General features: G+C 52.7%; 19 protein-coding genes. 11 read left to right on the top strand and 8 right to left on the bottom strand.

Features of this window, described 5'->3' with window-relative positions; translation table 11 throughout:
• The first annotated feature begins 20 nt into the window (after positions 1–20).
• From NSU01_RS30670 to NSU01_RS30640, 7 genes are all read left to right on the top strand, one after another.
• Positions 21–1712 carry a sugar ABC transporter substrate-binding protein gene (locus tag NSU01_RS30670; RefSeq protein WP_076247735.1) on the top strand — a complete coding sequence of 564 codons (1692 nt, stop codon included), beginning with the start codon at positions 21–23 and terminating at the stop codon, positions 1710–1712.
• An 89-nt stretch (positions 1713–1801) separates the two neighbouring features.
• Complete coding sequence (locus tag NSU01_RS30665; RefSeq protein WP_039307312.1) at positions 1802–2779, top strand: ABC transporter permease subunit; 978 nt, start codon at positions 1802–1804, stop codon at positions 2777–2779.
• Between the two features lie 2 nt (positions 2780–2781).
• Entirely contained in the window at positions 2782–3741 is a 960-nt protein-coding gene (locus tag NSU01_RS30660) for a carbohydrate ABC transporter permease (RefSeq protein ID WP_081970570.1), read from the top strand.
• Positions 3742–3803: 62 nt separating this feature from the next.
• Positions 3804–4817 carry an endo-1,4-beta-xylanase gene (locus NSU01_RS30655; RefSeq protein ID WP_083705714.1) on the top strand — a complete coding sequence of 338 codons (1014 nt, stop codon included), beginning with the start codon at positions 3804–3806 and terminating at the stop codon, positions 4815–4817.
• A 288-nt stretch (positions 4818–5105) separates the two neighbouring features.
• Positions 5106–5867: a methionine ABC transporter ATP-binding protein gene (locus NSU01_RS30650; RefSeq protein ID WP_076247733.1), complete on the top strand. Its 762-nt coding sequence runs from the start codon at positions 5106–5108 to the stop codon at positions 5865–5867.
• Entirely contained in the window at positions 5860–6522 is a 663-nt protein-coding gene (locus NSU01_RS30645) for a methionine ABC transporter permease (RefSeq protein ID WP_039307317.1), read from the top strand. Before NSU01_RS30650 ends, NSU01_RS30645 begins: the two co-directional genes overlap by 8 nt.
• An 87-nt stretch (positions 6523–6609) precedes the next feature.
• Positions 6610–7434 (top strand): MetQ/NlpA family ABC transporter substrate-binding protein, encoded by an 825-nt coding sequence (locus tag NSU01_RS30640; protein WP_042141666.1) that lies wholly within the window; start codon positions 6610–6612, stop codon positions 7432–7434.
• Between the two features lie 117 nt (positions 7435–7551).
• Here NSU01_RS30640 and NSU01_RS30635 read toward each other — a convergent pair whose 3' ends face one another.
• The 6 genes from NSU01_RS30635 to NSU01_RS30610 all read right to left on the bottom strand — a co-directional run bounded on the left by NSU01_RS30635 (position 7552) and on the right by NSU01_RS30610 (position 13058).
• On the bottom strand, positions 7552–8502 hold the full coding sequence (locus NSU01_RS30635) for a metallophosphoesterase (RefSeq protein ID WP_042139946.1): 951 nt from the start codon (positions 8500–8502) through the stop codon (positions 7552–7554).
• A 40-nt stretch (positions 8503–8542) separates the two neighbouring features.
• Entirely contained in the window at positions 8543–8884 is a 342-nt protein-coding gene (locus NSU01_RS30630; RefSeq protein WP_042139944.1) for a multidrug efflux SMR transporter, read from the bottom strand.
• Entirely contained in the window at positions 8881–9780 is a 900-nt protein-coding gene (locus tag NSU01_RS30625) for an HAD family hydrolase (RefSeq protein WP_076247731.1), read from the bottom strand. Before NSU01_RS30625 ends, NSU01_RS30630 begins: the two co-directional genes overlap by 4 nt.
• A gap of 61 nt (positions 9781–9841) precedes the next feature.
• On the bottom strand, positions 9842–11188 hold the full coding sequence (locus tag NSU01_RS30620; protein ID WP_076247729.1) for an ABC transporter substrate-binding protein: 1347 nt from the start codon (positions 11186–11188) through the stop codon (positions 9842–9844).
• A 34-nt stretch (positions 11189–11222) separates the two neighbouring features.
• Complete coding sequence (locus NSU01_RS30615) at positions 11223–12059, bottom strand: carbohydrate ABC transporter permease (protein ID WP_039307391.1); 837 nt, start codon at positions 12057–12059, stop codon at positions 11223–11225.
• Positions 12060–12107: 48 nt separating this feature from the next.
• On the bottom strand, positions 12108–13058 hold the full coding sequence (locus NSU01_RS30610; protein WP_042139943.1) for a sugar ABC transporter permease: 951 nt from the start codon (positions 13056–13058) through the stop codon (positions 12108–12110).
• Between the two features lie 224 nt (positions 13059–13282).
• Between NSU01_RS30610 and NSU01_RS30605 the strand changes: the two genes are divergently transcribed.
• The 4 genes from NSU01_RS30605 (at position 13283) to NSU01_RS30590 (ending at position 16957) form a co-directional block, all read left to right on the top strand.
• A complete protein-coding gene (locus NSU01_RS30605; RefSeq protein ID WP_042139941.1) occupies positions 13283–13846 on the top strand; it encodes a transcriptional regulator in 564 nt (187 codons plus the stop codon).
• A gap of 785 nt (positions 13847–14631) precedes the next feature.
• On the top strand, positions 14632–15084 hold the full coding sequence (locus NSU01_RS30600; protein ID WP_076247727.1) for an Lrp/AsnC family transcriptional regulator: 453 nt from the start codon (positions 14632–14634) through the stop codon (positions 15082–15084).
• Between the two features lie 4 nt (positions 15085–15088).
• Positions 15089–16060: an EamA family transporter gene (locus NSU01_RS30595; RefSeq protein ID WP_042139938.1), complete on the top strand. Its 972-nt coding sequence runs from the start codon at positions 15089–15091 to the stop codon at positions 16058–16060.
• Between the two features lie 27 nt (positions 16061–16087).
• A complete protein-coding gene (locus tag NSU01_RS30590; protein WP_076247725.1) occupies positions 16088–16957 on the top strand; it encodes a helix-turn-helix transcriptional regulator in 870 nt (289 codons plus the stop codon).
• A 50-nt stretch (positions 16958–17007) separates the two neighbouring features.
• Here NSU01_RS30590 and NSU01_RS30585 read toward each other — a convergent pair whose 3' ends face one another.
• Both NSU01_RS30585 and NSU01_RS30580 read right to left on the bottom strand, forming a co-directional pair.
• A complete protein-coding gene (locus tag NSU01_RS30585; RefSeq protein WP_042139936.1) occupies positions 17008–19512 on the bottom strand; it encodes an FtsX-like permease family protein in 2505 nt (834 codons plus the stop codon).
• Positions 19509–20207 carry an ABC transporter ATP-binding protein gene (locus tag NSU01_RS30580; RefSeq protein ID WP_076247723.1) on the bottom strand — a complete coding sequence of 233 codons (699 nt, stop codon included), beginning with the start codon at positions 20205–20207 and terminating at the stop codon, positions 19509–19511. The genes NSU01_RS30585 and NSU01_RS30580 overlap by 4 nt, the downstream gene beginning before the upstream one ends.
• Positions 20208–20286 lie beyond the last annotated feature (79 nt).

Genomic DNA, 20286 nt, shown 5'->3' with positions numbered 1-20286 from the left:
ACACATTATGGAGGTGCTTTATGGGGGGCAAGTCGAAAGCGATGTACAAGTTTTCCCTAATTGTTCTGTTATCCCTAAGCTTTACGCTATCCGGCTGCGGGGGCAACAACAACAATACTGCGGGCAAAGCTGAAGAGACAACTGCGGCAGGAACCGCTTCAGCTAACACGGAAGGAAAGATAGAACCCTTTAAGGTAAGCGTATTCATTGGGGCAGCTGGACAACAGCCGACACCGGACAACAAAATTTACAAGAAGATCAAGGAAGAAACCGGAGCCAGCTTCGATATGGAATTCCTGGCAGGTGACATTAACCAGAAGCTGGGCGTTATGATTGCCGGCCAGGATTACCCGGATCTCATGACCGGGAATACCAAGCTTACAGCAGCAGGGGCTTATATTCCGCTGGAAGACCTGATTGAAGAGCATGCGCCAAATTTGAAAGCGCATTATGCCGAATACTGGAACATGATGAAGGACCCGAACGACGGCCATATTTATATCCTGCCTAACTACGGTGTATACAATGGTAAGGTCAACAGCTCCTGGTATTCGGGACCTGCCTTCTGGATTCAAAAAGCTGTCCTCAAGGAATTCAATTATCCGCAGGTGAAGACACTGGACCAATACTTTGACCTGATTGAGCAGTATAAGGCGAAATATCCTAAAATCGACGGAAGCCCGACGATCGGGTTCGAAATCCTGAACTATGACTGGAAAAACTGGGGTCTGTTCAATGCGCCGCAGCATCTGATCGGCCATCCAAATGATGGCGGTGTGGTTGTCAATGACGGCGTAGCTGAAGTGTTTGCAAATAAAGATTATGCGAAGCAATACTACCAGAAGCTGAATGAAATCAACCAGAAGGGTCTGATTGATAAAGAGACCTTTGTACAGAACTATGACCAGTATATGGCAAAGCTGTCCAGCGGAACCGTTCTGGGGATGTTCGACCAGCACTGGAACTTCAACGCTGCTGAGGATTCTCTGACTACCCAAGGTAAAATTGAACGCACCTATGTCGGTCTTCCGCTCGTATACGACGAGTCGACCAAAGACTACTACCGCGATCTTGCCGTTCTTAACCTTAACAACGGCTTCGGTATCAGCATCAATGCCAAAAATGCCGTGCAGATCATCAAGCTGCTCGACACTCTGATTCAGGAAGACTGGCAGAAAACGTTCTCCTGGGGTGTGGAAGGCGAAGATTATATCGTGGAGAACGGCAGATTTATGAGAACCCAGGAACAGCGTGACAATGCAGCCGATGCCACCTGGCAGCTGGCCAACAAAGCCAAAGCGATGTTTGATTACCTGCCCAAAACCGAAGGAAGCTTCAGTGACGGCAACTCAACGGATGCTGCTGCACAGCCGGAAGAATACAAAGCGGGTCTGAAGCCTTTTGACAAGGAAGTGCTTGATGCCTATGGCTTTGACTCTTACGTGGACTTCTTCAGTGAACCACCTGCCAACCCGGTCTATTATCCTGCCTGGTCCATCGACTTAATTGAAGGATCGGATGCCAAAATAGCCAGTACCAAGCTGAATGAACTGCAGACCAAGTTCCTGCCTAAAGCCATCCTTGCCGACCCGGCAGATTTCGATTCCGTATGGACCGATTACACCGGACAGATCGAAAAGGCTAATGTGAAGGCATATGAAGACAAGATCAATGAGCAGATTAAGTGGAGAATTGAGAACTGGAGTAAATAACGGAACGCTGTTTCCGGGATCAGAAGGTGGAGGGCCGATCAGGGCCTTCCACTTGCTAAATTAATTTCATGGAGTAGGAGACAACGAATATGGATGAGACCCTAGAAATAGATACTGTCGTCCGGCATCCGAAGAAGAACCGAAAGAAGAAAAAACAGCCGATTACCTGGCGCTTGATCAAAAACCAGAATCAGCTTATTTGGATGTCTGTGCCTTTGATGCTCTACATTATTCTTTTTGCCTATGTTCCCGTTTGGGGCTGGACCATGGCCTTTCAGAATTACAAGCCGGCGAAGTCCTTCGGTGAACAGGAATGGGTGGGACTCAAGCAATTCAGGTTTCTGTTTACAGATGATAACTTTATTCGTGTACTGCGCAACACGCTGGCGATGGGGCTTATCAATCTGATTCTCGGTTTTGTTACAGCTATCGTGCTTGCGCTGCTGCTGAATGAAATCAAGAAGGTCTTCTGGAAAAGGACCGTGCAGACAATCTCTTATCTGCCCCACTTCCTGTCCTGGATTATAGTTACCGGCATTGTGGCCACCTCGCTCTCCATTAACGACGGGATTGTAAATATCGTTCTGATGAAGCTGCATCTGATTAAAGAGCCGATTCTATGGCTCAGTGAGGGAAAGTACTTCTGGGGAATCGTAGGGGCTTCGCATGTGTGGAAGGAAGTGGGCTGGAATACCATTATTTATCTGGCGGCCATTGCCTCCATTGACCCGGCCCTTTATGAAGCTGCCGAAATTGACGGTGCTAACCGTTACAAGAAGATGATGTTTGTAACCCTGCCTGGTATCAAAGCAACGATTGTAATTCTGATGATTATGTCCATAGGACATGTCCTGGAAGCAGGCTTTGAAGTGCAGTATCTGCTCGGCAACGGGCTGGTAGTGGACTGGGCGGAGACGATAGATATCTTCGTGCTTAAATACGGGCTTGCCCAAGGGAATTATTCACTCGCCACTGCGGGCGGGATTTTCAAAACAGTTGTCAGTGTAACCTTGCTGCTTATGGCTAATGGGATTTCCAAGCGGCTTGGGGAAGAGAGGTTGTTATAATGATGGATAACCGACAAATTAGCCCTGGGCCAAAAGCAGGCTATACGGTGAAAAGGAGTCTAGGCACCGGAAGGCTTGAGCCGATTCTGTTCACTTCCTTCAATACGCTCTTTATGGTCTGTCTGGTGGTTGTGACATTATATCCATTCATCAACACGATTGCTGTTTCGTTTAATGAAGGGAACGATACGATCCGCGGCGGTATTTACTTATGGCCGAGAGAATGGACTTTTCAGAATTACAGGGCGATTTTTGCCACGGGAACTATTTTTGACGCTTTCCTGGTTTCAGTAGCCCGTACGGTAATTTCTACGATACTTAATATTTTTCTGACCACCATGCTTGCATACACCTTAAGCCGCAGGGAATATGTATTCCGCCAGCCGATTACTGTTATCTTTGTGCTTACGATGTATTTCAGCGCCGGTCTGATCCCGAACTATTTCCTGATCAAGGATCTGCATCTGTTAAACAGCTTCTGGGTGTATATTTTCCCGTCCATGATCAGCGCATTCAATATGATCGTCATCCGTACCTATATCGGAACCATTCCGGAGAGCCTCCTGGAATCGGCGAAGATCGACGGCGCCGGGGATTTCAGAATATTCATGCGGGTGGTGTTTCCGCTCTGCAAGCCGGTGCTGGCTACCATCGCACTGTTTGTGGCTGTCGGCGCGTGGAACTCCTGGTTCGATGCCTTTATCTATACCTCATCCAGACAGAATCTCAGTACGCTGCAATATGAGCTGATGAAGCTGCTATCCTCAACGATGAATTCCAACGGCAACCCAACCGTACAGAATGGGGTGGGGATGGATCAGAATTCGGCAAGAGCGATGGTGACGCCGCTCTCTATACGGGCAGCAATCACAGTCGTGGCCTCTGTGCCTATCCTGCTGGTGTATCCGTTTATGCAGAAGTACTTTGTAGTGGGCTTGAATGTCGGCAGTGTGAAGGAATAGGCGGCCGGAACGGCGCTTGCTTTGCCTGATCCGACTAATGTGAATAAGGAGTGTTGTTAGCCGTGAGAGAAAGCCTGGACTTCAAGGAGCCTGCACTGAAGCTGGTGTTCGCTGATGATTTCAAGATCGGCGCAGCGGTCAATCCGCGGACGGCCAGTTCACAGGAAAAACTGCTGGCTTATCATTTCAACAGCATTACTGCCGAGAATGAGATGAAGTTTGAGAGTCTGCATCCGGCAGAGGAGATCTATCGTTTCGGGGCGGCGGATACGCTGGTTGCCTTTACCCGGAAGCATGGCATGGCGATGCGCGGGCATACCCTCGTATGGCATAATCAGACAACCGATTGGCTGTTTGAGGACAAAACGCACGGCATCGTAGACAAGAATACACTGCTGGCCCGGCTCAAAAGTCATATTGAGACCGTGGTCGGGCGTTACCGGGGAGATATCTACGCCTGGGATGTGGTCAATGAAGCTATTGCCGATGAGGGCAGTGAGCTGCTGCGCCCATCCAAATGGCTGGAGATCGCAGGACCGGACTTCATTGCCGAAGCGTTCCGGTACGCGCATGAAGCGGACCCGCAGGCGCTGCTCTTCTACAATGACTATAATGAATCTGACCCGCAGAAGCGGGACAAAATTTACACGCTCATGAAATCCCTGATTGACCGGGAGGTGCCGGTGCACGGCGTCGGCTTGCAGGCCCACTGGAATCTGTATGATCCGGGCCTGGATGAAATCAGGGAAGCGATTGAGAAATATGCTTCGCTCGGTCTTCAGCTGCAGCTTACGGAGCTTGATCTGTCGCTGTTCCGCTTCGATGACAGGCGAACGGATCTTAAGGCTCCTCCTGCGGAACTGCTTGAGCTGCAGGCGGAGCGGTATGAAGCCGTGTTCCGGCTGCTGAAGGAATACCGCGAGGTCATCTCCTCTGTCACCTTCTGGGGTGCAGCGGATGACTATACCTGGCTGGATGATTTCCCCGTCCGGGGACGGAAGAACTGGCCGTTTCTGTTCGATGAGAAGCATCAGCCCAAGCCTGCGTATAACCGGATTGTGCCGGGGAACCGCTGAGCGGAGGAGATTTTTCTTGTGAAATAGCAAAAAAGGATGGGGTCCTATTAGGGCCGCATCCTTTTTGGCGTATATACAAGAATAATCCCAAACGGCCCGGGGGCATCCTTATAATGGGTATCCCTTCCGGAGCGCTTATAAATCATTTTGAGAAAAATGATGACACAGCGGAAGAAATGCCTTATTATTTAAAGAGATTTTTAATGAAACAGATTTTAAATAATTATAGTACAATACAGCCGAAGGTGGAGCGCTGTAGTCCGGGCAGTCTATTGAGGAGGGCTTCATATTCTATCACTGAGTCAGGTTAGCAAAAGCTTCGCTCTGAAGAACGGCCCTTATACTGCTGTGGACAATGTATCGCTTGAAGTGAAGACGGGTGCTATTCACGGCATTATCGGGGCAAGCGGTGCCGGCAAATCTACACTCCTGCGGCTGATCAATCTGCTGGAGCGGCCCGATAGGGGAACGGTTACTGTAGACGGCAAGCTGCTTACAGAGCTGCCGGACAAGGAGCTGCGGCAGCAGCGGCAAAGAATCGGCATGATCTTTCAGCAGTTCAATCTTGTCGGCAATGCCACCGTCAGCCGCAATGTGGCGATTCCGCTGGAGCTTGCCGGAGTGCCGCGTGCCGGTCGGATGAAGCGGGCGCTGGAATGTCTGCAGTTTGTCGGGCTTGCGGACAAAGCTAATTACTATCCGGCGCAGCTCAGCGGGGGCCAGCGCCAGCGGGTAGCGATTGCCCGGGCGCTGGCGAACAATCCGAAGCTGCTGCTGTGCGATGAGCCGACCTCCGCGCTTGATCCGGGCACCACGGCGGATATCCTGGGTGTGCTCCGCCACATCAATGATTCGCTTGGTGTTACTGTCGTTATAGTTACCCATGAGCTGGATGTTGTCCGGAGCATCTGCTCAGAGGTATCTGTAATGGAGCGCGGGCGGATGGTTGATTTCTTTTCCCGGGATGAGGCCGGCTTTCTTCCGCCGGGGAGCCATTCGGGCTCCTACCGGGAGAGAATTACGGGAAGAACGGGGGAACCCTATGTTTGAGAGCATGCTGAAGTATCAGGATCAGATGTGGCAGTCGATCGGAGAGACCTTTGTGATGGTCGGAATCTCCGTGGGGGCTGCGCTGCTGCTGGGGCTTCCGCTGGGGACACTGCTGTATTTTTGCCGCAAAGGCCAATTGTATGAGAACAGAAGCCTGTCTCTCATACTGAACAGCATTGTAAATGTGGTGCGTTCGTTTCCGTTCCTGCTGCTGGTAGTAGCTCTGATTCCGTTTACCCGCCTGGTGGTGGGAACGGCAATTGGCACGCTGGCGGCAACGGTGCCGCTGTCTATTGTCGCTATTGCCTATTATTCACGGCTGGTGGAGCAATCTCTGCTGGAGGTTCCCAGAGGAACGATAGAAGCGGCGTTATCCATGGGGGCATCCAGGCTGGGAGTGATCTTTAAGTTTCTGTATGTGGAGGCCCGTTCCGGACTGGTGCTGGGATTGACAGCTTCTACGATCAGCTTCATTTCTTTTTCAACAGTAATGGGTGTGGTCGGCGGCGGCGGGGTTGGCGATTTCGCGATCCGCTACGGATATCAGCGCTTCGAGACAGAAGTGATGATCTACGCCATTCTCGTCATGATTGTGCTGGTGCAATTGATTCAGTTCACAGGAAGTACGCTGGCAAGACTGCTGGATAAACGCTGAGATACTATATAACAATGGGGGCTGGAGATAATAATGAAGAAGACGATGACTGCAGGATACGGAACGGTTAAGAGAACCGGAACAAGAATGAAAGCTGCCTTCGGATTAACACTGCTCGTATTGGTACTCGCTCTTGCGGGCTGCGGAAACAACAAGGAAGCAGAAGAGACACCGGCTGCCGCCAGCACTGAACCTGTGAAGATCAAGGTAGCCTCGCTGATTCCGCCGATGACGGATATCCTTGATATTGTGAAGCCGATTCTGAAAGAAGAAGGCGTGGATATGGAGGTTGTAGTGCTGTCCGATAACGTGCAGCCTAACGAAGCGCTGGCGAACAAAGAGGTGGACGCCAACTTCTTCCAGCATGTGCCTTACATGGAACAGTTCAATGCCAGCAAAGATGCGAAGCTCGTTGCGGTTCAACCGGTATATGATGCCATTTACGGCGGTTATTCCAAGCGCTACAAGAGCATTGATGAACTGCCTGAGGGCGCGACCCTGGTGATGGCGAACGATCCTTCCAATATCGGACGCTCCCTGCAAATGTTCGCGGATGCAGGACTGATTACGCTGAAGGAAGGGGTAGGCATCCAGGCGACCCAGGCGGACATTACCGCCAATACCAGGAACTTTAAGTTCGAGGAGGTCGATCTGCTGATGCTGGCCCGGATGCTGGATGATGCGGACCTGGTGGCGATGACTCCGGCGTATGCCAGCCCGCTCGGCCTGACCCCCAAGAAGGATGCGCTGATCACCGAAGGTGAGGATTCCGCATTTACGATCACGCTCGTTGCCCGTGAGGATAACAAGGATTCCGAGGCGATCCAGAAGCTGGCCAAGGCGATCAGCGGCCCGGAAGTGAAGAAGTTCCTTGAGGATAATTACGCGGATATTGCGCTGCCTGCTTTTTGATTGAAAATAAACTGCATCCGCAAACGGATGTATAGTTTTGCAGCCTTTACGCACAGCAGCCTTCTCCTTATTGACGGAGAAGGCTGTTTTTATTGCAGCTTTTATAAGGAAGCTTGTTTATTTAATATGGACTTTTTCAGAAGATTGCCCAAGTACATTAACGGTGTTAACAACCTCGTATTGAGCCGCTTCAATCCAGGTTCCCGTAGTGAAATCGCGTCCCCGTACAAGCACCTTGTCAGCGTAGACCTCCACATAGAAGCCCTGGCTGCCCGTCTTGTGCTCATCCGCATTCGTCCAGAGGTAGGCCACAGAAGCGGCATTGAACATAGTGGCTGTCTCCCCGTTGCCGGGGTACATCGTATTGCCGGCCTCAAGCTCCCAGTGGGTATGCCCGGTGAAGAGCAGAGTCTGCGGATACTTCGCCAGGATGGAGCGCAGCTCCTTATCCTGTGTAACGCCATACCACTCCTGTGACTCCAATGAACCGGCCACCGTATCCTTCAGCGGCTGATGCAGGAAGAGAAAGACCGGCTGATCCGGCGGCGCGGCTGCACCGAGCTCCAGCTCCATCTGCCCGTCAGGCTGCTGATTGTCCGGTGCCCGTTCTCCGAGTTTACGGTCCAGCCACTTAAGCTGTTCGTCCGACAGATTGCAGAACGTGGGCAGACCCTCCTCAGTTCCAAGGAAGATGAAATGATACCCGCCGGTCCAATGGTCATGATAGGGACCAGGCATACCCATACGGGAAGTGTACATCGCCAGGCGGGATTCCCAGTGGCCGAGGCCCACATCATGATTGCCCAAGGTGAAGCGGATCTCAGGCAGCGATGCCTGATGCAGCTGAAGAATACGGTGGACCTCCGCATATTCCTCTGCGAAGCCATGATCCGTGATATCCCCGATATGCATAATTCCGCTGCTGCCCTGCGCATGGGCGGCCAAATCCTGCAGTGCCCGTTCGAAATTCAGATTGTATTCATGTGCCGGATCGGCCGTGACATGGGTGTCGGTAATAATCTGGAAGGTTAACAGCGGAGGTTGTCCGCCATGTCCGCTTGTGTTCATTCGCAGGGTGAGCCTCCTTTGATGATGTATGAATAATCTGCTAATGCCCTTTGGCACTAATGTTCAATCCCACTATTCCGGCTACGATTACAGTCACCCACAAGAGTGAGGACAAGGTCAGCCGTTCTTCAAAAAAAAGCGCGCCCGCTACGGAGATCAGGATGATGCCTGCCCCCGACCATACTGCATAAGCAACTCCAACTTTGATGGAGGTAAGGGCAACATTGAGCGAGGTGAAGCTGATCCCGTAGAACAGGAACATCAGCACTGAGGGCCAGGGCCGGGTGAAGCCGTGGGATAGTTTCATGGAGAGGGTGCCGGAGAGCTCGAACACAATCGCCATTGCGAGAAACACCCAGGCTAAGGCCCCCTCGGCCCTCATCGTGCTATCCTTCCTATACCAAGCTCCGCATAAGACTGCACCAGACAATCTGCATCCGGTAAAAGACTGCGTACAGGCCGTGTATCTGCCGCACGGCTACTGCCAGCAGCCCGTTCTGTTGCCGCTGCATTCACGCCGGCCGGGCTGCTGGATGCACCTGCTCTGGCCGTAGCTGCAGCAGCTGCCGCCTCGGCTGCCGCATTGCTTGCAATCCCGATGGCCACCGCCACCCCGGCAGCCTTGGCCATCCGCATATCGCCGTTCGTGTCGCCGATCACGGCAGCTTCGGCCGGCTGTATCCCCAGACGTTCGCAGGCCAGCAGCGCCATGTCGGGGAAGGGCTTGCCGCGCTCCACCTGATCCGTGCCGATCACAGCGCTGAAATACCCGCGGATGCCGAGCCAGCGGAGGTGATTCTCCGCCGCTGCGGTTTCATCGGCAGTGACTACGGCCAGCGGAATTCCTTCGGCTGCGCATTCTTCAAGGAAATGTAGCAGGCCGGGGAGCGGGAGCACTGGCTTGCTCTGCTCCATTAACGCATCCGCCTCCTGGCGGCAGCGGTCAGTCAGCTCCATCGACTCTGCCCAGGATAAGCCAAGCAGATAGCCTTGCCAGGACAGAATGGCATAGAGATCGTTCATGGTTCCCATGGCCAGGGGGCCGTTACGGTCATAATCAATAATTCTGCCCTCTGCATCGTGAACGGTCCCGAGCAGCGAGGCCAGGTGCTGCGCCGGAAATTCAAGGCCATGCTCCTCCAGCTGCCGGGAGAACCGGGCGAGGAAACACTCGCCCCAGCTGCCCCAGAGGGAGACGAACTCCAGGAGGGTGCCATCCTTGTCGAACAGAATGGCGGATATGGAATGCTCCCCGTACGGGGTAATGAGCGTAGGCATGCTGCCGTCCTCCTGTATCTGATAGATCATTGCCTGAAGTTTTTGGAGCATGAATTTCTGGTTATTTCAGTTTATCCAATGCCGCCTGTGCGGTTTGCTGCGCTTCCTTAAGGGCTTCAGCCGCCGGAATATTCTCAATCTGAACCTTGTCCGCAGCGATCGTCAGGGCATCGTTGATTTTGCCTCCGGTAGGGTCCTGGAAGGGAGCAGAAGCGTGGGATGCCTGCTGTAACGGAATTTTGATCTGCGGATTAGTCTCACTGAAAGTGACGAATGCCGGATCTTCGAGTGCAGACTGGCGGACGGAAATATATCCGGTGTTAATGGACCAGAAGGCGGTATTCTCGGAATTCGTGAAGTAGGCCAGCCATTTCATGGCAGCCTGCTGCTCGGCATCTCCGGCCTTGGCAGGAATACCGGCCATAATTGCCTGAGCCACAGGTTTGCCTTCGCCGACTCCGGCCCAGCCCGGCTGCTCCATCGCGGAGACGATGCTGAAGTCGAGATCGCCCTGGTCGCCGCTGGAGCCGGTATATCCGGCCGCCTGGCCTTTCATTACATCGTCAATCGTCTTGTACCAGTACTCCCAGCCTTGTCCGCCGGAGTGAATACGCATGGTCTTGTCTTCATGAATCGACTGGCGGAAGAAGTCCCAGGTCTCGATCCATTCAGGAGAGTCGATCGTAACTGTTTTGCCATCCTCACTGAGAATGTTGCCGCCTTTACTGAGTACAGCGTCAATCATATTGCCGGAGCCCCACATCGGCTCCCAGCCGTAGAAGCTGGTTTTGCCGCCTTCTGTGACTGTCATTTTCTTGGCAGCTGCAGCGAGGTCTTCCCAGGTCTTAATCTGGCTGGGATCAATGCCGGCTTTCTCAAAAGCATCCTTACGGTAGTACATCACCTGCGTCGTTCCATACATCGGGAGGAAGTACTGCTTGCCGTCAACCTGGCCCTGGCTCAGGAAGGTCTGGACGAAATCGGCCTGATTGAAATCCGGCTGCCCGGCAATCAGCTCATCTATCGCAGCGAAGTAGCCTTTGCGGGCCCAGTCTATATTGGAAGAGAGCACGGCTGCCGGAACCTGCCCGGTAGCGATCGCTGCCTGAAGCTTCTGTTCGGTTTCTGTATAATCTGCCTGCACAATGCCCTTGACGATGACCTCCTGCTGGGAGGCATTGAATTTCTGAATGAGCGATTCCATATTTTCACCGAGCTTGCCGCCGAGTCCATACCAGAATTCAATAGTTACCGGTGCGCCTCCAGCCGGAGCAGCATTAGCGGCAGGCACTGTGGCGGCACCGTCCGCTGCCGTAACATTACCCGAAGCAGAATTCCCGCCACAGGCAGTGAGTACGGAAAGTCCGGCAATCATGGATACTGCAGACAACCTTTTGAATACGTTCATCATCATTCTCCTCTTTGTTTGGAAGTGTTAGATTTCAGCCTTTACTGGAGCCTGCGGTCATGTTGACACTTTGCATAATCGTTTTCTGCGCCAGCAGGAAGACAAGCAGCAGCGGGGCAATCGTGAAGGCGCTGGCGGCCATAATGAGCGGCCATTTCAGTCCGTACGCACCTCCTTCCACGAAGAAGCTGCGCAGACCGGCTGATACCAGCTGCAGGCTCGGGTCCTTGGTAATCAGCATCGGCCAGAAATAATTGTTGTACTGATCAATGAAGGTAATCAGCGCCAGTACGGCGAAGGATGACCGCGTAACCGGGACCAGCACCGTCCAGAGAATCCGCATATGCGAAGCGCCATCCACTTCACCCGCCTCCACCAGCTCATGCGACACCTGCAGGAAGGCTTGTCTGATCAGGAAGATGGAGAAGATACTTACACAATTAGAGAGAATCAGGCCGGCATAGGAGTTCAGCAGATGCAGCTCGGACAATACCAGATATCCGGGCAGATAGACGGCTGTAGCCGGAACCATGTAACCGAACAGAATAACTCCGGCAAAAACACCCTTCAGGCGGAACTTCATATGCGTCAGCGCATACGCCATCATCCCGGAATTGATCGTCTGCAGGATGACGATGGAGACAGCAACGAAGATGCTGTTGCCCATATATCGGGCGAAGGGGGCCTCGTTCCAGGCTGCGGCGAAATTCCCCCAGAGCGGTACCTCAGGCCAGAGCGTGGGCGGGGAGCGCCAGATTTCATCATTGGTTTTGAGTGCGCTGGTAACCATCCAGTAGAACGGAAAGGCCATCAGCAGAGCAAGCGCGGCGAAAAAAATCTGGCGGGCCGGTCCGCTGAGCCGTGTGAGCATACGCAAGCGGTGAGACCTCCTTGTACGAAAGATAAGAACAGATAACTGCTATTGGTAATGGGTGGTCCGCTTGCTGATGCTGAAAGAGAACACCGACAGCAGCATGCATAGGAAGACCAGGACGACAGCTACAGTGGAAGCCTCTCCGATCTGGAACGATTCGAAGGCGGACTGATAATACAGATACAGCAAGGTGCGGGTAGAGCCGGACGGGCCGCCCTGCGTCAGCACATTAATCTGATCGTAGGCCTGAAGCGCCGAGATGAGCTGTACCACGAACAGAAACAGTGTGGTCGGCGAGATCAGCGGCAGCGTGATGCGGAGGAACTTCTGCACCGGACTTGCCCCGTCAAGCTCCCCGGCTTCCAGCAGGTCTGAAGGCACATTCCGCAGCGCCACCAGATAGAAGATCATCGCCCAGCCTACTGATTTCCAGATCGTTACGAGCAGCACGCCAATCAGCGCCCACTTGGGGTCTTGCAGCCACCCGATTGGCTCAAGGCCGAAGAAGCCGAGCACTGTATTGGCGAGGCCGACATCAGGCTCATATATCCAGGACCAGACGATGGATACGGCAACGGTTGGTGTGACCCAAGGCGAGAACAGCAGCACCTGATACAGGGCAGAGCCCTTTAAGTTGAACGTGGGGCCCCCGCGAAGTACCTGAGTAAACCTCGAAGCTAAAGCTCCACTTCGTGGGGTTGTTTTATGGTTCATCAGGAGGGCAAGGCCCAGTCCCAGCAGGATGATCGGCAGCACACTGCCCGCACAGAAGAGCACGGTTACTCTTAAGGCCTGGTAAAAAGCCGGATTGCTGAGCAGGTCGGTATAATTCTGCAGGCCGACAAAGGTCTTCTCCGGGCTCATGAAATCCCATTCCGTGAAGCTGAGATACAGTACATACAGCAGCGGTGCCAGCCAGAACAGGGCGAACGGGATCATTGCCGGCAGCGTGAACAGCACGGGCTTAAGGCCGCTAATAAGTTTTGAACGTGTCATTTTCGTCCCAATACCCCATTCCATCTACATTGTTTGGTGCGGTATAATGCAGAGGACAGTTCCTCTGTTCAAAAAAAATTGTACACTCATGGACGAGGCTTGTGGTCAAGCGGGAGTAAACATACTTCGGAATTTGTGTAAAATTTGTAGTAAGTCTGCCGCAAAGCTTCAGTTTTGTGTAATGTAGAGAGAACAATTCTATGCGAAAATGAGGTGCTACCCTGATGAAACAGGCCGCATTTGGCGAGGACAACCCGCATCGTTCGCCACGGGAGCAGCTCCTTGGTCCGATGATTGATGCGATAGCGCAGACGATGGATTTGTATGGAGCGAATTATTCCTTCGGGCAGCTGTACGGAATTATGTTCTTTGAGGACAAGCCGATGACGCTGGAGGAAATGAAGCAGGTCATGAATATGAGCAAAAGCAATATGAGCTACGGTGTCCGCTCCCTGATCGCCTCCCGGATGGTTACGAAGCTGGAGGAGAAGCGTGAGCGGAAGGAGCTATATGCGGCGGAGACGGATTTCTTCCAGGCCTTCCGGAACTTCTTCACGCTGAAGCTTCAGCGGGAGATCGATGTGATGCAGGAGGCGATGGGGACGGCGGTGCCTGAACTGCAGGCCCTTATCGATGCGGAGGACACTCCGGAGGAGGAACGGCAGGCCTGCCTCAAGGATCTGGACAAGCTAAAGCATGCCGCTGAATATTATGTCTGGCTGCAGCAGTTCGTGTCGGGGCTTGCGGAAGGAACGGTGTTCGGCGGCGGCTTGCCGGGCAGGGAATAGCTGCTGAGCTCGGGGAATGCGTAGCCGCCGACGCTGGACAGAAGTAGCTGCTGAGTTCGGGGGACGCGTAAGCCGCTGACGCTGGACAGAAGTAGCTGCTGATCGCTGTCGCTGCGGACGGAGCAATGAAAGTCTGCGTCTCCAGTTCCTCTGTGACACGGGAACACAACTGTGGTGGAGACCGATATCCTGCGGGAACCGGACTGACAATCCCCTATTTGGCGAAAATACCCTGTTATTTAGCCTGCGCGGACTCAGATTCCGCTAAATGTCTCAAAGACCCTTGTTTTGGTGTGCCCGGAAGTAAATAGAGGATTCTGAGTCCGTTTGCCCGGACAAAGCAGTCCTTTTCGTAAAATAAGGTCCTCTCAGTCCGGTTGAGTTATGGTTTGGGGTCGAAAACTGGGTTCGATTAAGCCGAATTCAGTACAACCCAGCCTTTTCAAACTCGTTTGTTTTACTCATGCAGCCAGCTGGTTATTGTACGCTCTCTCCGTTCTGCCCCAGTCTGGAGTTTTGCAGCAAATATCAAATATCCCCCAGCATCATCCCGCTCAAGCAGTGGCCCAAACCAGCTTCTCCAGCTGGCGGCTCAAGACTTGGGTTTTTTCGTATCAAACGCACCTACGATTCGTTATTCTCAGGATAGATTTGAGCCGGTATTATAACGATTAACGAGATTATTTCCCGTTTATCTTACGAAACGTTTGATTTTACTGATGAACACTAACGATTAGTCGTTATTCATATAAATCATGCTATAATTTTGCCCAGGAGGCGGTCTTGTGGATGAACTCGATATTAGAATTCTAAAGCTGCTGGAAGAGAACGGAAGACTGTCCCATGAAGAGATCGGCAAGCTGCTGCATATCTCGCGGCCATCTGTGCATCAGAGAGTCGGCAAGCTGGAGAAAAGCGGAGTAATCAAGGGCTATAGGGGAATTGTGGACTGGAGCAAGCTGGACCAGAAGATTAAGGTCATGATCTCCGTGAAGGTGGTCAGCCAGGGCTTTAAGGAGGCGGCAGAACAGATTATCCGCATCCAAATCCCGGGCGTGAGCATCATCGAATGCCAGCGGCTGGCGGGAGAGTGGTGCATGCTGCTTAAGGTGAGGGTGACCTCGCCGGAGGAGCTTACACTTCTGCTTGACGAGATTCTCCGTATTCCTGACATTAAGGAAACCTCGACTACTTTTATTTTATCTACTATATATGAGGACGGATTGAAGGGGGTGTAGCGGTATGCCGCAGAAGAAGAAAGTGAATCCGGTGTACGTGGTTGGTATTGCGCTATTGTGCGTTTATTTGTTTTGGGGAGGCACCTATGTCGGCATGAAGATTGCGATTGAGACGATGCCGCCTTTTCTGATGGCTGGAGTACGGTTTTTTGCAGCCGGTGCTGTGCTCTATATGATTGCCAGATTAAGCGGAGCGAAGCGTCCGGCCGGGCGCGAGTGGCGGTCTTCGGCGATTGTCGGCGCCTTGCTGCTGCTTGGAGGCAACGGCGTGGTGGCCTGGTCAGAGCAAAGAGTATCTTCATCCATCGCTTCCCTGATCGTTGCGGCCGTTCCCGTCTGGATGATGCTGATGGGCTGGTTTGGCCGCGGCGGCAAACGTCCGAATACCGGTGTCATCGCCGGGATTGTACTGGGGCTGCTGGGCATTGCAGTGCTGGTCTTCCAGCCGGGGAAGGGAGATACGGGCACCGCCACCGATTTGATCGGTATTATTACCTTATTAATAGCTTCCATAAGCTGGGCAGTCGGATCGATGTATTCACGCAGTGCTGCAATGCCGGATTCCCCGCTGATGTCAACGGCAGCACAGATGCTGACGGGAGGAGCGCTGTTGATGATTTTCTCCTATTTCACCGGCGACTGGTCCAAGCTCGATATTTCCGGCATTTCAATGCGCTCATATTTGGCACTCGGTTATCTGGTCGTCTTCGGCTCCATCGTCGGCTACACGGCCTACATCTGGCTGCTCAAGAATGCTGACGCGTCTCTCGTCTCAACCTATGCCTTCGTTAATCCGGTGGTGGCGGTACTGCTTGGCTGGCTGCTGGTCGGTGAACAGCTTACCTTGAATACACTGATTGCAGCCGTGATCATTATTGCAGCGGTCGTTCTGGTGACTATTTTCCGCGGCAAGCCGCAGCAGGCGGCAACTCAAGCAGCGCTTGATATACAAAAACAGCAGCGGTCGGTACACTGAGAGCATCTTAGCCGAAGGGGTGGAAGCATGTTTGACATGTTGAAGGTGGGCAGGAATATCGTTAGATTGAGAGGAGCCGCCGGGCTTACGCAAATGGGGCTCGCAGATAAGCTGGGAATCAGCTATCAGGCGGTCAGCAACTGGGAGAGAGGCGCAAGTATGCCGGATATCTCCAAGCTTCCGGAGCTGGCGGAAATCTTTGGCGTAGGGATCGGCGAGATCCTCGGAGAAGAACAAGGGCGAAGCTCCCGGATTATCGAAAGTGTACTGGATCAGACCACGGGGGATTATTTCCAGCGGGGGGAAGGCACGGCACAAGAGCTTTCGGACCTTGCGCCGCTGCTGCAAAATGAACAGATCGGCGAAGCGTTTGAGCATGTGAAGGTGGGTGCGGCAGTAGACGATCTGTTGGCACTGGCGCCATTCTTAAGCGAAGAGACGCTGGATAAATGCGCCGTGGAGGTGTTTGAGCGGGAGGGGATTCAGCCTCTGCTGAAGCTGGCCCCGTTTATGAGTGAGGAGGGGCTGGACGAGCTTGCCAAACAAGCTTATGCCTCAGGAGGAAAACATGCACTTGTGGCGCTTGCCCCGTTTGTAAGTGAGGAGGGGCTGGAGGAATGCGCCAAGCTCGCTTTTGCCAAAGAAGGTCCGGGAGCGCTCCCCCCGCTGGCTCCGTTCCTCGAAGAAGAGCTACTGGATGAGCTGGCAGAGGCAGTCTTTGAGCGGGAAGGCTCGGGAGCGCTGCTCCCCTTGGCTCCGTTCCTCAGTGAAGAGGCTCTGAATGGACTAGCTGAGCGTATCTTCAATAAAGAAGGTGCGGCAGCACTCCTGCCGCTGGCTCCATTCCTCAGTGAGGATATTCTGGGCGATTGGGTGTCGCGGACCTTCGCCAAATAACTGCTGAAACAGCCGGTACTCTTTAGAGTATCCGGCTATTTAGCATGCCTTTATTCCATTTCACGCAGCCTTTCGACGATCGGGCTGCGGGCGAGCGGTCTGTAGGCACTTATTGTGATGAGATAAGACAAAACAGCCAGTACCGGAATGACCAGAATGAACGGCAGCCACATCATGCGGAATTCCATATAGGCCATACCCGCGGCAATATTCCTGGCGATCCAGTAAGTCAGCAGCACGCCTATAGTAGAGGTAAGCAGAGCGGTGAGCAGTACAGTATACAATCCTTCGTAAACAAGCATCCGTTTGAGCTGCTTCTTAGTCATCCCGATGCTCTCCAGAACGGCAAATTCATGCCTGCGGGCGATCACCCCGGTAAGGACAGAATTAATGTAATTGAGCAGACCTATGAGGGCGATTACGAGACTCAGGCCATAGCCGATAATCTCAAAAATACGGATATTATCGCTTAACTCCTCTCTGTAATCTTCTCTGGATTTCAGCTGCAGAGCATCCAGCGGGCGGATGCCCTCTCTGAGCAATTGCCCCGTTTCATCAAGCTTGGCGGGATCTGCATGCAGGGTAAGCGAGAGGATGTCTGCTGGAGTCCCGCTCTCCAAAGTGGCTTGGCGGAGCTTGGCTGCAGGCAGGAAGGCATTGTAGCCGTTGCCGAAATATGTTTGGGTGGTTGCCGCAAAGAAAGCGTCATATTTCAGCACGGCCATCACTTCGTAGCTCTGCTTCAATCCGGGGTAGCTGATCCTATCTCCGGGATGATAGTAGCTTGCATAGGCGCCTGGCTCTGTAAGAGTCTGGGTCACCAGTATGAAGTCCCCGGAATCAAATTGCTCCCGGTTGAATTCCCCTTCGAGCACATCCTGTTCTGCGAGATCGTACCAGCCTGAATCCAGTCCGAAGAGCTGAGCGTGGACACGGGCAGGGATGCCCTGTGGATTGGCTGACGACTTCAGTGAAGCGCGGATGATATCATCCGGAGGAACGGTGAGCAGGCTATAATAGACTTTATCGATACTGTTCACCCCGTCTATATGACTCAGCTGCCTGCACAGTTCCTCGGACAGCTCTGTTTCATTGACTGAGCGTTCCCCCTCCTGCTGGATAATGCCCTTGTTGTGTATCATATAATCCCCATGAATGTAGGCGCTGAGGTACTTATTGACGTCCATGGAGGAGATTACGGTGAATATCGTATTAAACAGCAGAATGCTTAAGAAAAGCGAAGATAACATCAGGCTCAGCTTCTTTTGACTCCGGAACAGATTGGAGAACGCCATACGGTGTAGCTTGGCCCCGTGGTTTGAGGACCTGAGAGTTTTCACTCCGCCATTCTGAACGCCTGAGAATTTAACAGCTTCCACGGGAGCGATGTCCGCTGCCAGCCGTCCCGGCTTATGCGCTGCGATCCACACGGTCAGGAAGGAGAAGAGGGCTGCGCCTGCAAATATCCATGGACTGGACGAAAGCGAACTTCCTTTAAACTCTCCGGATAGCGAAGTGGTCAGAGGTGTAACCCATCTGCCGATTAGATAGCCGAAGCCAAGGCCGAACGGCAGGGCAATGAGGTATAGCAGCCTGGCTTGAATAGCGATGATTCTCCGCAGTTGTCTCGGGGTGGTGCCAATCATTTTCAGCAGGCCGTAGAACTTCACATCACGGACCACCGAAATATAAAAAATATTATAAATAAGCAGGTAGCCGCTAAGCATAATGATGAAGATAACTGCGGCGTATGGAATGATATTCACTGCATTTTCCGCCAAAGATACACTGGAATAAGCCCAATTGATTCCGATAGGAGCCGTAATTCCCGTGTCTGCCAGGACCTTGTTAAGCTTGCTCTCAATATGAAAGGAATTGCTGAACATGACACTCAGATTTGAGGTATTAACGTAGGAGCCGCTGTCTCTTGATTGTACGGGATCGATGTCTGAGAGGTTTTTATCGGTAAAAGCTTTCGAGACAAAGGCCAGTCCCGCCATCGCAAGCTCCTTGTCCGCTTCATAATAGCCTGACAAAGTGAACTTCTGGCTGATCATCCGCTCACCAATATCTATCTGCAGCGTGATCTCCTTGCCGAGCTCGGGCTGCACCCCCAGCTTGTCCAGAATCCAGGTGTTCAGGGCAACCTCATTCTCTCCAGTAGGCAATCCTCCTTCTGTGAACACGATAAAGCTGTGATCCGCGTAGACCTGATCAATCTGCAGCACCTCAACGGGATCATGCTTAAATTCTTTATTCCCCAATCTGCCGGAACTGAGCGAGTAGTCATATAGTTTAATTGAAGGATGCTTCCGCAGCGTAGCTGCTTCTTCCGGAGTAAGGTATTTAAAGCCTCCGTGGAAGTCACTTCCGGCTGTTTTCATTTGTGCATATTGCATAGACTGGTTGATACTCAGAGCCATAGTGAAAATGGAAGTAATAAGCAGTGTAGTCAGCACAATAGCGCAGATGGCCGCCAAATTTCGCAACCGGTTGGCCCGCAGGCTGGCCATCGCCAGGTTGAACACGGTCTTCCGGTTGTTTGTAGCGATCATAACCGGCCCTCCCCGGGTGACTGCGTTAATCTTGAGGCGATCCTGCCGTCCTCAATGCGGATGATCCGGTCCGCCATCTGGGCGATGGCTTCGTTATGCGTAATCATAACAATAGTCTGGTCGAATTTGACACTGAGCTGTTTCAGCAGGATAAGCACCTCCTGGCTGGTCTTGCTGTCCAGGTTGCCGGTGGGTTCATCAGCAAGGATAATGGAAGGTTTGGTCGCAAGCGCTCTTGCGATGGCCACGCGCTGCTGCTGGCCGCCGGAGAGTGCAGCAGGCAGATTGCGGGTCTTCTCCTGCAGTCCCAGACTCGTGATAATCAGGTTCAGATACTCCTGGTCGATCTGGCCTCCGTCAAGCTCAATGGGCAGGACGATATTTGCCAGCACATTCAGGATCGGTACCAGATTATAGCTCTGGAAGACGAATCCGACAGAGCGGCGCCTGAAAATGGTTAACTTCTCATCACTCATCTGAAAAATATCATGCCCGTTGACATACACCTTGCCTTCTGTGGCACGGTCCAGACCTCCGAGCATATGCAGCAGTGTACTTTTTCCGCTGCCGCTCGTGCCGACGATTGCCACGAACTCCCCTTTCTCGACATTCATAGATACGTTATCCAGAGCCTTGACCGTCTGCGCTCCTTTTCCATAATATTTCTTGAGATTCTCTATTCGCAGAATAGGCATGTTATATTCCCCCTGTGCGTATGTTCTTATTCACATCTTCAAGGTATCAGACAAATCTAACAGGAGAGTGTCTGAAATC

The sequence above is a fragment of the Paenibacillus sp. FSL H8-0259 genome, assembly GCF_037963255.1.
GTDB classification, from domain to species: domain Bacteria; phylum Bacillota; class Bacilli; order Paenibacillales; family Paenibacillaceae; genus Paenibacillus_AQ; species Paenibacillus_AQ phytohabitans.
This window is presented reverse-complemented; position numbering and strand designations above follow the sequence as displayed.

Excerpts from the sequence above, each read along its gene's own strand:
- NSU01_RS30670 (WP_076247735.1), top strand. The coding sequence starts at position 21 with ATGGGGGGCAAGTCGAAAGCGATGTACAAGTTTTCCCTAATTGTTCTG.
- NSU01_RS30665 (WP_039307312.1), top strand. The coding sequence starts at position 1,802 with ATGGATGAGACCCTAGAAATAGATACTGTCGTCCGGCATCCGAAGAAG.
- NSU01_RS30660 (WP_081970570.1), top strand. The coding sequence starts at position 2,782 with ATGGATAACCGACAAATTAGCCCTGGGCCAAAAGCAGGCTATACGGTG.
- NSU01_RS30645 (WP_039307317.1), top strand. The coding sequence starts at position 5,860 with ATGTTTGAGAGCATGCTGAAGTATCAGGATCAGATGTGGCAGTCGATC.
- NSU01_RS30640 (WP_042141666.1), top strand. The coding sequence starts at position 6,610 with ATGAAAGCTGCCTTCGGATTAACACTGCTCGTATTGGTACTCGCTCTT.
- NSU01_RS30635 (WP_042139946.1), bottom strand. The coding sequence starts at position 8,502 with ATGAACACAAGCGGACATGGCGGACAACCTCCGCTGTTAACCTTCCAG.
- NSU01_RS30630 (WP_042139944.1), bottom strand. The coding sequence starts at position 8,884 with ATGAGGGCCGAGGGGGCCTTAGCCTGGGTGTTTCTCGCAATGGCGATT.
- NSU01_RS30625 (WP_076247731.1), bottom strand. The coding sequence starts at position 9,780 with ATGCCTACGCTCATTACCCCGTACGGGGAGCATTCCATATCCGCCATT.
- NSU01_RS30620 (WP_076247729.1), bottom strand. The coding sequence starts at position 11,188 with ATGAACGTATTCAAAAGGTTGTCTGCAGTATCCATGATTGCCGGACTT.
- NSU01_RS30615 (WP_039307391.1), bottom strand. The coding sequence starts at position 12,059 with ATGCTCACACGGCTCAGCGGACCGGCCCGCCAGATTTTTTTCGCCGCG.
- NSU01_RS30610 (WP_042139943.1), bottom strand. The coding sequence starts at position 13,058 with ATGACACGTTCAAAACTTATTAGCGGCCTTAAGCCCGTGCTGTTCACG.
- NSU01_RS30605 (WP_042139941.1), top strand. The coding sequence starts at position 13,283 with ATGAAACAGGCCGCATTTGGCGAGGACAACCCGCATCGTTCGCCACGG.
- NSU01_RS30595 (WP_042139938.1), top strand. The coding sequence starts at position 15,089 with ATGCCGCAGAAGAAGAAAGTGAATCCGGTGTACGTGGTTGGTATTGCG.
- NSU01_RS30590 (WP_076247725.1), top strand. The coding sequence starts at position 16,088 with ATGTTTGACATGTTGAAGGTGGGCAGGAATATCGTTAGATTGAGAGGA.
- NSU01_RS30585 (WP_042139936.1), bottom strand. The coding sequence starts at position 19,512 with ATGATCGCTACAAACAACCGGAAGACCGTGTTCAACCTGGCGATGGCC.
- NSU01_RS30580 (WP_076247723.1), bottom strand. The coding sequence starts at position 20,207 with ATGCCTATTCTGCGAATAGAGAATCTCAAGAAATATTATGGAAAAGGA.